The sequence below is a fragment of the Pseudomonas fragariae (ex Marin et al. 2024) genome (assembly GCF_059621105.1).
Map to the genome: position 1 here is coordinate 3,346,606 of NZ_CM184369.1, position 13,139 is coordinate 3,359,744.

Annotated in this window: 14 protein-coding genes; 1 reads left to right on the forward strand and 13 read right to left on the reverse strand. The window is 61.2% G+C overall.

Annotated features, from left to right (window positions below; translation table 11 throughout):
- Positions 1 to 15: 15 nt before the first annotated feature.
- The 13 genes from AC54XV_RS14265 to nac all read right to left on the reverse strand — a co-directional run bounded on the left by AC54XV_RS14265 (position 16) and on the right by nac (position 11,651).
- A complete protein-coding gene (locus AC54XV_RS14265) occupies positions 16 to 1,680 on the reverse strand; it encodes a PqiB family protein (protein ID WP_058399035.1) in 1,665 nt (554 codons plus the stop codon).
- A 191-nt stretch (positions 1,681 to 1,871) separates the two neighbouring features.
- A complete protein-coding gene (locus AC54XV_RS14270; RefSeq protein WP_058399025.1) occupies positions 1,872 to 2,705 on the reverse strand; it encodes an ABC transporter substrate-binding protein in 834 nt (277 codons plus the stop codon).
- A 52-nt stretch (positions 2,706 to 2,757) separates the two neighbouring features.
- Entirely contained in the window at positions 2,758 to 3,486 is a 729-nt protein-coding gene (locus AC54XV_RS14275; protein ID WP_024643285.1) for an amino acid ABC transporter ATP-binding protein, read from the reverse strand.
- Positions 3,487 to 3,505: 19 nt separating this feature from the next.
- Positions 3,506 to 4,246, reverse strand: a complete 741-nt coding sequence (locus tag AC54XV_RS14280) for an amino acid ABC transporter permease (RefSeq protein WP_058399024.1) — start codon at positions 4,244 to 4,246, stop codon at positions 3,506 to 3,508.
- Positions 4,247 to 4,252: 6 nt separating this feature from the next.
- Positions 4,253 to 4,954 (reverse strand): amino acid ABC transporter permease, encoded by a 702-nt coding sequence (locus AC54XV_RS14285; protein ID WP_024643283.1) that lies wholly within the window; start codon positions 4,952 to 4,954, stop codon positions 4,253 to 4,255.
- 117 nt (positions 4,955 to 5,071) lie between these two features.
- Positions 5,072 to 5,824 carry an SDR family oxidoreductase gene (locus AC54XV_RS14290; protein ID WP_024643282.1) on the reverse strand — a complete coding sequence of 251 codons (753 nt, stop codon included), beginning with the start codon at positions 5,822 to 5,824 and terminating at the stop codon, positions 5,072 to 5,074.
- A gap of 127 nt (positions 5,825 to 5,951) precedes the next feature.
- Positions 5,952 to 6,722, reverse strand: coding sequence for a LamB/YcsF family protein (locus AC54XV_RS14295; protein ID WP_058399034.1), 771 nt, complete (start codon positions 6,720 to 6,722; stop codon positions 5,952 to 5,954).
- The gene (locus AC54XV_RS14300; protein WP_024661185.1) at positions 6,712 to 7,134 is read right to left on the reverse strand and encodes an acetyl-CoA carboxylase biotin carboxyl carrier protein; all 423 of its coding nucleotides are present in this window, start codon (positions 7,132 to 7,134) and stop codon (positions 6,712 to 6,714) included. The genes AC54XV_RS14295 and AC54XV_RS14300 overlap by 11 nt, the downstream gene beginning before the upstream one ends.
- Complete coding sequence (locus tag AC54XV_RS14305; RefSeq protein WP_003401070.1) at positions 7,134 to 8,105, reverse strand: 5-oxoprolinase subunit C family protein; 972 nt, start codon at positions 8,103 to 8,105, stop codon at positions 7,134 to 7,136. Before AC54XV_RS14305 ends, AC54XV_RS14300 begins: the two co-directional genes overlap by 1 nt.
- Positions 8,102 to 8,773, reverse strand: a complete 672-nt coding sequence (gene pxpB, locus AC54XV_RS14310; RefSeq protein WP_003401069.1) for a 5-oxoprolinase subunit PxpB — start codon at positions 8,771 to 8,773, stop codon at positions 8,102 to 8,104. Before pxpB ends, AC54XV_RS14305 begins: the two co-directional genes overlap by 4 nt.
- Entirely contained in the window at positions 8,770 to 10,122 is a 1,353-nt protein-coding gene (gene accC / locus AC54XV_RS14315) for an acetyl-CoA carboxylase biotin carboxylase subunit (RefSeq protein WP_058399023.1), read from the reverse strand. The genes pxpB and accC overlap by 4 nt, the downstream gene beginning before the upstream one ends.
- Positions 10,123 to 10,177: 55 nt before the next feature.
- Entirely contained in the window at positions 10,178 to 10,624 is a 447-nt protein-coding gene (locus tag AC54XV_RS14320; protein WP_024643277.1) for an acetyl-CoA carboxylase biotin carboxyl carrier protein, read from the reverse strand.
- 115 nt (positions 10,625 to 10,739) lie between these two features.
- Positions 10,740 to 11,651 carry a nitrogen assimilation transcriptional regulator NAC gene (gene nac, locus AC54XV_RS14325; RefSeq protein ID WP_024643276.1) on the reverse strand — a complete coding sequence of 304 codons (912 nt, stop codon included), beginning with the start codon at positions 11,649 to 11,651 and terminating at the stop codon, positions 10,740 to 10,742.
- A gap of 276 nt (positions 11,652 to 11,927) precedes the next feature.
- Between nac and AC54XV_RS14330 the strand changes: the two genes are divergently transcribed.
- Positions 11,928 to 13,136: an aspartate transaminase gene (locus tag AC54XV_RS14330; protein WP_003401064.1), complete on the forward strand. Its 1,209-nt coding sequence runs from the start codon at positions 11,928 to 11,930 to the stop codon at positions 13,134 to 13,136.
- Positions 13,137 to 13,139: the final 3 nt, after the last annotated feature.

Genomic DNA, 13,139 nt, shown 5'->3' on the forward strand with positions numbered 1-13,139 from the left:
GCCGCCCGGCTCGGCTTAATCGGCCTGCTGAACAGGCGCGGGCCTCTGGTAGACACCCGGTGGATCCTGCCGGGTGCGGCCACGGATCAAGGCTTCGGGGTTGCGGCTCAGGTAATCGGTGAGGACCCGTACCGAGCGGGCCATGCGCTGAACCTCATCCATTGTCCGGTCGATCTGTTGACGCACAGGCGAGTCCTCGTCGAGCGCTGCGCCGGCGACGTCCATCGTGCTTCGGGATTGCTCCAGAACGCCGTGCAGCTCAGGCATCACCTGCGCGTTGAAAAGCCTGAACGTTTTCTGCACCTCGTCAAGGCTGCCATTCAGGTTGCCGGCGATCTCCTGCACCGGCACTTTGCCGACCTTGTCGATGATCTGCTGTACCTGCTCCTGCATCTTTTCAAGCTCCCCCGGCACGGTCGGGATTATCAGCGGCTGCGCACTGACATCGAACGGTACCGGCGCAGCGTCAGCGATAAAACCCAGGGAAATATACAGCTGTCCGGTCAGCAGACTCTCGCTGCGAGGCTGCGCACGCAGGCCTCGCTTGACGAAGTCGGCTATCAACTGTGCCGTACGTGCATCGTCGGTAACGCCCAATGTCTTTACGATTTTTTCATTGGCCATACCCAGGCGATCCGGGTAAATCACCGCCCCGACAATACTGGTGAACGACTGGCTGGCCGCGTCGTAGTCCAGGTCTACCGAGACGACTCGCCCCAGTGTTATACCCATGAACTCGACCGGTGAATTGACCTCAAGACCACGCAGCGACTGACTGAAGATCATGCGGATGTAACCCGGCTCGCCGTCGGGCGGCGACAGCGCCTTCTGCTGATCGTCGAACAGCGTAAAGCGTGCATGCTCTGCAGCCCTGGGTGCCTTCGTGCTGTAATCCGGCTCGACGAAGGCCACCCCTCCCGCCAGTATCGTCGAAACTGATTCAGTCTTTATCTTCAGACCATCGGCGTCCACCGTCATGTCGATGCCGCTGGCATTCCAGAAGCGTGTATCAGTAGTCACAAACCTGTCGTTGGGCGCATTGATGAAAATTTCCGCATCCACCCCCTTGCCGTCATCGGATAAATGAAAGGCCGCTATCTGTCCGACTTGAATACGTCGGTAGTACACAGGAGACCCCACCTCCAGTGAGCCCAGGTCCCCGGCGTGCAGGGTAAAACGTGTGCCTTTTATGCCGTAGGTAATGGGTGGCGGAGTTTCCTGACCGACAAAGTGTTTTTTCGTACGCCCGGACGTGCCGCTGTCCGCCGCGATAAATGGCCCGGAAAGCAAGGTATCCACGCCCGACACACCGGTGGCGCCTATACGCGGGCGCACCACCCAGAACAGGGAATCCTCGGCAGTGAACGCACGGGCGTCGGCATCGAGATCCACCGTCGCCACCACGCCTGTGCGGTCTTTGTTCAAGACCACAGCCGATACCTCGCCGATCACGACATTCCTGACCTTGACCCTCGTCTTTTGAGCTTCAAGCCCCTCGGCGCTCTGGAAGGTGATGAAGATTCTCGGGCCTTTGGAGAGTGTGCTGCCGATCAGCAGCGACAGGCCTATCAAGGCAGCAAGCAGCGGAACCAGCCAAACCGGGGATACGCCGAAACGTCTGTTTCTGGAGAGTGAAGCGCCGACTGCCGATGCAGAAACCGAACCTGAGCGATCAGACATTTTGTCCTCTGAGACGCCCACAAGGGGTCATGCCGACGATTGATACTGTCGGTAGAACTCTGAACCTCGGCTGTTAATAAACCATCAAGGAAATATCAAGATCTGATCAAGACGCGATGATGCCGTTGCGGCGGGAATCCATCGTGTGGTCTTGCATGAAGCCGACCTTTTGGTCGGCTTCATGCCGTTGATCAGGGCAACGGGTCGAACTTCAATTCGCTGAGGCTTTGTACCTTGTCTTCGCGAACCATCTTGTATTCGGTGTTCGGGCCGATCCAGTGCGCCCAGATTGCGTCGATTTCGCCTGCGGCTTCCATTTCGCGCAGTGATTCGTTGACCTTCGCCAGAAAGGCCGGTTCGCCCTGGCGCATGCCGGCACCAATGGGCTCAAGCGCCATCGGTTCCTTGGCAATTGCCAATTCCACGCCGCCGGCCTTGGCCTGCCCGACCAGCTTGATCGCGGTCATGGTGTTGGTCACCAGGCCCACCACCTTGTTCTGTTGCAGCGCCATATAGGCAGAGCCGGTGTCCTGAAAGGTCACTGGCGTTGCGTCAGCCATGCGGATCGACTGCTCGGACGTAGAACCTTTGGTCGAGCTGATGCGTTTGCCCTTGAAGAACGATTTCGGCTGATCGGCATTCGCCGCACGGACTACCAGCGTCTCCTTGGCGATGTAGTAAGGGTCGCTGAACTGGATCTGCTCGGCACGGCTCTTGGTGTAGGCCAGGTTGGCGAAAATCACGTCCACACGGCCCATCTTGACTTCCGGGATACGTGCTTCGACCGACAGCGGCTTGAGTTCCAGCTCCACGCCCATGTGTTTGGCCAGGGCTTTGCACAGGTCGACGTCCATGCCCACCAGTTCGCGGGTTTCAGGGTCCGGTGCCGAGAACGGCGGAACGTCGGCATACACGCCACAGCTCAGGCTTTTCTTGCTCATCACATCGCTGAGCTGATCGGCATGGACCACCGAAACAGCCAACGGCGACAACGCCAGTGCAGCCAGTACAGACTTGATACGCATGGTGAGACTCCTGGAAATGAATTGGGTGATTCGCTGAAATCAGTGCCTGCGCTCAATGGCTGCGCAGGTCGGCAATGAAGCGCTGGGCACGCGGATGGCTCGGTTGCTGAAAGAACACCTCAGGGCTGGATTTTTCGAGGATCTGCCCCGCGTCCATGAACCAGATGGTGTCGGCCACTTCCCGGGCAAAATTCATCTCGTGGGTGACGCACATCATGGTCATGCCCTCCTTGGCCAGACCTTTCATGACACTGAGCACCTCGCCGACCATTTCCGGGTCGAGTGCGCTGGTGGGCTCGTCAAACAGCATGACGGGCGGCTCCATGGCCAGCGCGCGGGCAATCGCCACACGCTGCTGCTGGCCACCGGACAACTGTGCAGGGTAGGCACCGGCCTTGTGTGCCAGCCCTACCCGATCCAGCAACTCCATGGCGCGGGCGCGCGCTTCGCTGCTCTTCATGCCGCGGACCTTGGTCGGGGTCAGGATGATGTTGTCGAGCACCGACAGATGCGGAAACAGATTGAAGCTCTGGAACACAAACCCCACGCGGCTGCGCAGCCGGTTGACGTTGGCGTCGGTGCCATTGACGTCACGGCCATCAAACAGGATCTGGCCTTGCTGCACGTCCTCAAGACGATTGACGGTGCGGATCAGCGTCGACTTGCCCGAGCCTGAAGGCCCGCACAGCACCACCACTTCGCCGCGCTGCACTTCGGCGGTGATATCGGTCAGGGCCTGGTACTCGCCATACCATTTGTTGATCCTGGAAAACATGATCATCGGATGCATTGGGCAACCCTCAGTTATCGGTAGTCAAAGGCCGGGCAACGGGCACAGGCGATATATCGCCTTCGCGTTTGCGGGCAATACGCTGCTCCACCACGGCGGCGAGACGGGTCAGGCCGTAGCACAGCACGTAGTAAGTGATCGCCAGGATGAAGAACACCTGAAACGGCTTGGTCAGCAGCTGGTTATTGATCTGATTGGCGGCGAAGGTTACTTCCTGGACGTTGATCACGTAGCCCAGCGACGTTTCCTTGATGATCGAAATGAACTGGCTGATCAGGCTCGGCAACGCGTTGTACAGCGCCTGCGGCAGGATCACCCAGACCGTGGTGCGCAGGTAGCCCATGCCCAGTGCGCGGGAAGCTTCGTACTGACCGGTGGGCAGCGCCTGGATGGCGCCGCGGATGATTTCGCACAGATAGGCGCTCTGATAGACCACCAGCGTGCAGAGCATGGTGGTGAAGCCGGTGATGTTATGGCCGATCAGCAAGGGGACCAGAAAGTAGGTCCAGAAAATCACCATCAGCAGCGGAATTCCGCGCATCACATAGACCCAGACCGTCGCCGGGTAGCGCAGCCAGCGCCACGGCGACACGCGCGCCAGCGACAGCAGCAGGCCCAGCGGAAAGGCCAGCAAGAGGGCCAGCGCGGCCAGCATCAGCGTCGAAATCAGGCCGCCCATCGGGCCATGGGGGTATTGACCGACCAGCAGCAAGGTCCAGTTATCGCGAACAATCGTGAATACATCGAACATCGCCGCCTACCTCGCCATGGCTTTGCTGAACTGCCGGGCCAGCAACGCGCCCAGGCCCATCAGCATCAAGGAAATGGCCAGGTAGACCACGGTTGCGACCAGATACGCTTCGAAGGTGCGGAAGGTGTAGTTCTCGACCTCGCGGGTGGCATAAGTCAGTTCCACCACGCCGATGGCCATCACCAGACTGGTGTTCTTGAACAGCAGGACCGTGTGATTGATCAACGACGGCAGGCAGTTGCGAACCCCTTGCGGCAGGATCACGTAGCGCATCGAACGCACATAGCCCAGGCCCAGGGCGCGCGACGCTTCGACTTGCCCGGCTGGAATCGCGCGTAACCCGCTGCGGATGTCTTCACTGAAATAAGCCGCCTGGCAAAGCCCCAGCGCGATGACCGAGAACAGGTACTCGGTGCTGTAGTTGGCCAGCCAGATCTGCGTGCTTTCGGACAGCAAGGTGGGGATACCGAAATACCAGAGCATCAGTTGCACCAGCGTCGGCACATTGCGGTGGTAGGACACATAGGCCGCCACCAGGCGTTCGGCGTACTTGTTGCCAGTCAGGCGAATCGACACCAGCAGCAGGGCAATCGCCATGGCCAGGCACCAGGCAACCAAGGCCAGTTGCAGGGTCGTTTCTATGCCCTTGACGATCAGCTCGGCGTACTCGCCCTGCAGGATCGCTGAAAGATCGAATTTACTCGTCATGGTTGTTCCCATAGACATTCAGCCAGGGCAGAAGCAAGGCGCCAGTGGGTCTGGCGCGGGTATCGCATGGCGGCTGGTGCCGCTCTCGTGATGGGTACAGCGCTTGAAGACGCGGTCTCAGCCTTCGTAGTCCTGCGGGCGTGCGGTCGACAGTCCGCCGGGCACCTGCAACGTCGGGGTGATCTCCATGTGGCCGATGTTGACTGCGATGGGCGCGGCAATCACATAGGCGATCGCATCAGCAATGTCCTTGGCCACCGGCAGCTCATAGCCCTCGATGAAACGCTTGCGCACTTCCTCGGAGTCGCCATGCACGTGGGCGAAGATATCCGTCGCCACGCGCCCCGGGCAGATTTCGGTAACCCGCACGCGCTTGCCGAAGGCATCGATACGCAACTGCCGGGACAGCATGCTCACCGCAGCCTTGGTCGCGTGGTACGTCGAGTTGCCACCGAAGTTGTAGGCCGCAGCGATCGAGCTGATGTTGATTATGTGCCCGCGATCACGCTCGACCATCCCCGGCAACGAAAGCCTGGCGATCTGCAACACAGCGCGCAGGTTCACATCGACCAGCAGATCAATCCCTTCGGCGTCCGCCTTGAGCAGCGAGCCAGGACGGTCGACGCCGGCATTGTTGACCACGACATCGAAATGATGGGCCTGGAACAGGGCCGTCAGGCCGGCCAGATCCGTCACGTCGATAGCGTGCGCGATACATCCGGTGCGCTGCGCCAGTGCTGCCAGCTTGTCGGCACTGCGCGCCAGCGCATGGACCTGCAGACCTTCGGCACACAGCCGCTCGACGACGGCTTCTCCAATGCCTGAAGAAGCGCCGGTGACCAGCGCGGTTTTGTAATCGGAAAATGGCATGTCGGGGTTTCCTTGAATAAGCGTCGATCAGCCGCTTGGTTATTAATGCTGATCGCCTTGTACTGGACTTTAACCAGCGTCATGGGCAGCGACCAAGACACAATGGTTGTGTGGCGATAAGCTGCGCTTATGACCCGAGCAGCTGTGAAACCGGGGTGATGACACCGCCCTGCTCTTCGATGCTCTGGCGAATGCTGCGCGCCAGCTGCACCGCTCCCGGCGTGTCGCCATGCAACAGAATCGACTGGGCGTTGACCGCCACACGCTTGCCACCCAGGGTCGTGACCGTGCCGTCCTGCAGCAGTTGCGCAACCCTGGCCCGGACCTGCTCCGGGTCCTTGATCACCGCACCGGCAATGCCACGCGGCACCAGCAGACAATTTTCGTCATAAGCGCGGTCAGCCAGAAAGGTCGTCGCCACCCTCAGGTTGCACGCCTCGGCGGCCTGCTCGATGGCGGCGCTGCTGGATGAGCTGATGATCAACTGCGGATCAAAAGCTGCGACCGCCCTGACCAAAGGCCCGGCCAGTTCGGCATCGGCTGCGGCCATATTGCCCAGCGCACCGTGAAAACTCATGTGCGTGACGCGGTATCCGGCAGCGGCTGCAAGGCCCGCCAGCGCGCCGAGTTGATACACCACAATGGCGCACAACTCCTTGAGTTCGATGTTCATCCTGCGGCGGCCGAACCCCTGCAGATCAGGAAAACCGACATGCGCACCGAGATCGATGCCCAGCGCCTTGGCGCGGCGCACCGTGCTGTCCATGATCAGCGGATCCCCGGCATGAAAGCCGCAGGCGACGTTGGCCGAGGAGATCAATGGCATCAACGCCTCGTCCTCGCCCATGGTCCAGGAGCCGAAGCCCTCGCCAAGATCAGCATTCAGATCAATGCGCATGGTCATGTTCCTCCAGTTCGATCAGCGGCTGGCCGTAACCGACGCGTTCGTTCTCGGCGGCCAGGAAGCGCAGTACGCGCCCTGCCTGGTTACTGCGCACCGGCAGATACAGCAGACCGATACGCAACAGCCCAAGCAACTGCCCTGCAGCCACTGCATCGCCGGGTTTCACGTAGCTGTCGCGTTCATCGGGATGACTCGAGACAAATACGCCGGGGTTATCGGCACTCACCACATGCGCAGTCAGCGCCGACTGTTCAGCGGCAACCTGTGGCGCAGAAGGCGCAGCACAGGCCTGCACAGGCTCGCCACGGCGGATCAACAGCTCGAACCCCGGGCGTTTCAGTTCCAGTACAGTAAGCCCGGCGTCCCGAATCCATGCTGCCAGCTGGCGAATCTCTTTGATGTTCATCAGCGATGTCCTTGCAGGCTGCGCAGCGCGAGCATGCGCCGGGCGTCTTCGATGAAAGCGTGATTGGTGTCCAGCGCCTCGACCGCCTCGTCGTAACTGCACTGCACAAAACGCACCTTGCTGCCGATCGGTGCCTGACCAAGGCGCCACAGATCGGCTTCAATGACCGTGGCAAACTTGGGATAACCGCCACTGGGCTGGGCATCACGCATCTGCACGATCGGCTGCCCGCCGTGGGGCACCTGAATCACACCGGGCACGATGCCGTGAGAGCGGATTTCCAGCGCCTCGCGCGCAAGCAAGGGCGTGCCCTCCATGCGGTAACCATAACGGTTGCTCTGCGTGGTGATTTTCCATTCGCCGGCAAAAAACGTGTCTTGCGTCTCGGCACTGAAACAGTCGAACTCGGCAGCCGGCAGCACCCGGATGGCGGGCAACCCGTCGAGCAGCAACGGCAAGGCCGCCACGGACGATTGCACACCGAAATCACTGGCGCGCGGTTCGTTGGCAGCACCTGCAGGAATCACATCGCCCTGCTGTAACGCACGGCCTTGCCAGCCACCAAAAGCACCGCGCAATTGCGTGCTGCGCGAGCCCAGTACCAACGGCACATCGACGCCACCGGCCAGGCACAGGTACACGCGGCTGCCCATTGTCGGGTAATTGAGCCGCAACACCTGATTCTTGCGTGCCTGAGCGACCCAGTTACCCGGCAGCCGCTGACCATCGAGCGACGCACCGCAGGCAGCCCCGGTGATCGCGAAGGTGCAGTCATCGACAAACCGCACTTCAAACGGGAACAGCGGAATTTCAATACCTGCCGCGTCTTCATCGTTGCCCAGCAACAGGTTGCCGAGCCGCAGTGACAGCGTGTCCATTGCGCCGGACGTGCCGACGCCGTAACCCAGGCTGCCGTGTCGCCCAAGATCCTGAACGGTCGCCAGTGCGGTAGCGCTGATAACTTCGATCATCGGATGATCCTCTCGATGCGCAAGCGCAGTTGATCGCCGGGTTGCAGCAGCGCCGGAGGCTGCTGACCCGCATCGAAAAACACCATCTCCGTGCGTCCTATGGTGTTCCAGCCACTGGGGCCGGCCGAGGCGGAAATACCTGTCTGAACGCCACCGATAGAGACCGACCCGGCACCGATATCGAGTACCGGCACCTTGCGCCGCGGCGTCGCCAGGCGCTGGTCCATGCCGCCCAGGTAGCAATAACCCGGATGGCTGCCCAAGGCGTACACCGGATACAGCGGCTCGCAGTGCAGATTGGCGATGGTTTCGATATCCAGCCCGGTATGGGCGACGACATCAGCCATGTGCGGGCCGCCATCGCCGCCGTACACCACCGGCAATTCAATGATCCGGCCCTGCAACGGCAGCGGCTGGCACTGTTCCCAGGTCTCCAGCAAGCGGGTTTTCAGACCGGCCAGATCCCGCGGTGGCGCAGCGAAGGTCAGCATCAGATTGTTCATCCCCGGCACTGCTTCGCGTACCTGGGGCCAGTCCTTGCTCAGACGGGCCAGCGCCCATATCCGTTGCTGCGTTGCCAGGTCGAGCTCGCCGGGTGCTTCGAACAGCAACGCGGTGGTGCCCAGCAAGGTAATTCTTGGCGCATTCGGCGTCTGCAGGATGGTCATGGGTGGCTCCTTGTCTGCAACCAGCGCTCCAGGTGATGAATGTCCATGCCCCCCTTGCAGAACACCGGGTCCTGCAGAATGTCGCGATGCAGCGGGATGTTGGTGGAGATCCCCTCGACGTGCATTTCGCTCAGTGCCAGGCGCATGCGTGCCAACGCCTCGTCGCGACTGGCGCCGTGGGTGATGACCTTGGCCACCATCGAATCGTAATAAGGCGGGACGCGGTAGCCGTGGCTGACATGCGAATCGACCCGCACACCGAAACCACCGGGGATCTGCCAGCGGGTGACCAGACCCGGCGTCGGCATGAAGCTGCGCGGATCCTCGGCGTTGATCCGGCACTCCAGCGAATGGCCCGAAACGCTTACGTCGGCCTGACTGAAACTCAGGCGCTCGCCCATCGCCATGCGAATCTGCTGCTGGACAATGTCGATACCGGAAGTCATTTCCGTTACCGGATGCTCGACCTGCAGGCGGGTGTTCATCTCGATGAAATAGAACTCATCCTTTTCGAACAGGAATTCGAACGTGCCGACACCCTGATAGCCGATCTGGCGGCAAGCCTGTGCGCAACGCTCGCCCACTCTGGCCATCAATGCCGCGTCGATGCCGGGCGCAGGCGCCTCCTCAAGGACCTTCTGGTGGCGGCGCTGCATCGAGCAGTCCCGCGAGCCGAGCCAGACAGCATTGCCGTAGGCGTCGCATAACACCTGAATCTCGACATGGCGCGGCTGGCCCAGAAACTTCTCGATATACAACTCGGGATTGCCGAAGGCGTGTCGGGCTTCTTCGCGGGTCAGCGCAATTGCATCGAGCAACTGAGACTCTTCCTGAACCACACGCATGCCCCGCCCTCCGCCGCCGCCTGCGGCCTTGACGATGACCGGGTAACCGATGTCGCGAGCGATTTGCACAATGCTTTGCGGATCGTCGGGCATGCTGGTGTCCGGACCGGGTACGCACGGCACGCCAGCCTCGCGCATCGCCCGCTTGGCTGCGACCTTGTCGCCCATGACCCGAATGCACGCAGCGCTGGGGCCGATGAAGGTCAGGCCAGCCTGTTCGATGCGTTCGGCGAACGCGGCATTTTCAGACAGAAATCCATAACCGGGATGGATCGCCTGAGCACCGGTCAGTTGCGCGGCATAGAGCACGGCCGCCTGATTCAGATAACTCTGCCCTGCGGCAGCAGGGCCAATGCACAGTGCTTCGTCGGCCTGCTGTACGTAATCGGCATCGCGATCCGCTTCGGAATACACCGCGACCGTGCGCAGGCCCAGGCCCTTGCAGGCGCGCTGGATGCGCAGGGCGATTTCGCCGCGATTGGCGATCAACACTTTATCGAACATCAAAAACCCCTGATCGGTGAACCCGCAAGACGGTCGGCAAGGCAACTCAAGACCATCACGCAATGCTGAACAGCGCCTGACCGGCCTGAACTTCTTCGCCATTGGCAACCAGAATGGCAGTCACCACCCCTGCCGCTTCAGCCTGCACCGGATGAAACATCTTCATGGCCTCGACCACGGCCAGGGTCTGCCCCACCTCGACGGACGTGCCGATCTCGACGAAAGGTGGCTGGCCGGGTGCCGGTGTCAGGTGCAACACCCCGTACAGCGAAGCGCAGGCCTGTGTCTGTTGCACGGCGGCAGTCGTACTTGCCTGAGCCTCAGACACCGGGCGCGCTGCGGGCGTCGTCTGCGCTGTCGCAACAGCCGGGTTGACGCGGTTGGCGACCTGAACGGGCTCGCGCAGCAAACGCAGCTGCGCGTCGCCTTCACACAGGCTCAGTTCGCTCAGGTCCGATTCGGCCATCAGGTCGATGAGTGCTTTGATACGTTCCGGTTTCATGCAAGAGCCCTTGCCTGGCAAATGAAATGTGGCTGAGGGCAATGTAACGAGGCAGGTTTTTGACCGCCAAGACGGTTTGACTGTGGGGTGATAAGCGCCCCTTATGACGTCGGGATCATTGCGCGCGGCGGCTGCCACGCATTTCTGCGACCAGTTCCAGAAGGATCGCCTTGACCGCCTGAGCCGGAACCGACAGCGGCAAGTGCCCGGAAAGGCACAGCGCGAGAGGTGCTTCGATCTCGGGTTCGACAATGCGGCTCAGGTTGACCGCATGCGTGTCTGCCAGCACCCGTGCAGCAGACTCGGGAAGAATGGTCGAGCCGAATCGATCGGCCACTGCTGCGGCCAGCGTCGTCGAAGATTCGACTTCTGCCACAACACGGGCACTGCGCTCGATACGCACAAATGCCTCGTCCACCAGACGCCGGACAGTGTTGTAGGTGCGCGGCAACAGCAGGTCGATATCGGCCAGCTCGCTGAGCGGAATTTCCTCGCGCCCCTGGAGCGACTCTTCGGCACTCACCAGGTACAGCTGCTCACGTATCAACGGCACGAAACTCAGGCCATGCACCTCGCGCCCGCCATAGAGAACGGCCATGTCCATGCGCCCGTTCATGATCAACTCGCTGAGGGTGGTGCCAAAGTTCTCATTGAGGTACAGCAGAATGCCCGGATGACGCTCGCGTACGCGTTTGAGCAACGGCAGCGACAGCGTCGAAGCGGCAGTGCCGGGTGCCAGCCCTACCGACACAGGCCCCGATAACGCCAGACCGCTGGCGTTGACGTCACTCTGCGCCTGCTCGCACTGGCGCAGGATCACCTGAGCATGCCCGTACAGCACCTTGCCCGCCTCGGTCGGGGTGACGCCACGCTTGGTGCGGATCAACAACTGTTGCTGCAACTCGGCCTCCAGCGTCACCAACTGCTGGCTCAGCGCAGGTTGTGCGATGTGCAGCACATCGGCGGCCTGGGTCAGGCTGCCAATGTCGACAATTTTCACGAAATACTTCAAACGGCGAAGGTTCAAGGTGCTGCACTCCAGAGTCACGACACACAGACTTCAGCAAGACCCAGGCCAGCTTCGAAAAAACCAGGCATAAGCAATCGCTATGTCAGCCCCCACTGATCGGGTTTGCCAGGCGCTGATCCCCCTGCAACCATTGCCCGCCCACTTTTGGTGCGACGCTGGTTCATCTGCGGTCATAAGCGCTGCCTATCAACCCAGAACGAACTCGTCTTATGGCGCGCGCCTCGCTGGCTCGTAACGTATTCCCCGTCAAGGCCATCAACGAGGAATGCCAACGTGACCGCATCTCGCATCGCTGCCCGCGTGCTCCGCATCAAACCGTCGCCAAGCAGCGCCGCTGCCGATCGGGCCAATGAACTGCGGCGCGCAGGCAAATCGATCATCAATCTGGTGGTTGGCGAGCCGGACTTCGACACGCCGGCGCACATTCGTCAGGCCGCCTGTGCCGCCATCGAGAACGGTGAAACGCGCTACACGCTGAACGCTGGCACCACAGCGCTGCGCGAGGCGATCGCCGCAAAACTGCAGCGTGAAAACGGCCTTGCTTATGCGCCAGGCCAGATCGTGGTCACCAGTGGGGCCAAGGCGGCCATCTTCAATGCATTCGCGGCGACATTGGGTGTCGACGATGAGGTGCTGATTCCCGCGCCTTACTGGGTGTCATACCCGGACATGGTCCTGGCCTGCGATGGTCGACCTGTGCCCCTGGCATGCCCGGAAGAAAACCGGTTCAAGCTGACTGCCGCGCAACTGCGCAATGCGATCACGCCGCGCACCCGCTGGCTGCTGCTCAACTCGCCGAGCAACCCGACCGGTGCCACCTACAGCGCATCCGAATGGCGAGCGCTGGCCGACGTACTGCTTGATTACCCGCACGTGCTGGTCATGACCGATGACATCTACGAGCACATACGCTACGACGACGCCCCACTCAGCCACCTGCTCACTGTCGAGCCGGCGCTGCGTGAACGCGTGCTGATCATCAACGGCGTGTCGAAAACCTACGCCATGACCGGCTGGCGCATCGGCTACGCCGCAGGCCCCGACGATATCATCAAGGCGATGGCGACCCTGCAATCGCAGTCCACCAGCAACGCCTGCTCGGTGAGCCAGGCCGCCGCAGTAGCCGCGCTGAACGGCGACCAGTCTTTTGTCAGCGACAGCGTCAAGGTCTACAGACAGCGCCGTGATCTTTGCCTTGAGCTGATCAACGCGATTGACGGCCTGAGCTGCATCAAGCCCGAAGGCGCGTTCTATCTCTACGTCAATTGCGGGGCACTGATCGGCAAAACCACGCCGTCAGGTTCGCTTCTGGAAGCCGATACCGACGTGGTGCTCTATCTGCTGGAAAGTCAGGGCGTGGCCGTCGTCGCAGGCACCGCCTATGGCCTGGCACCGTTTTTCCGGATGTCTACGGCTACAGCACTGGAAACCCTTGAAGACGGCTGCGCGCGCATGGCGACTGCTGTCGCTGCGTTGCGCTGAGCA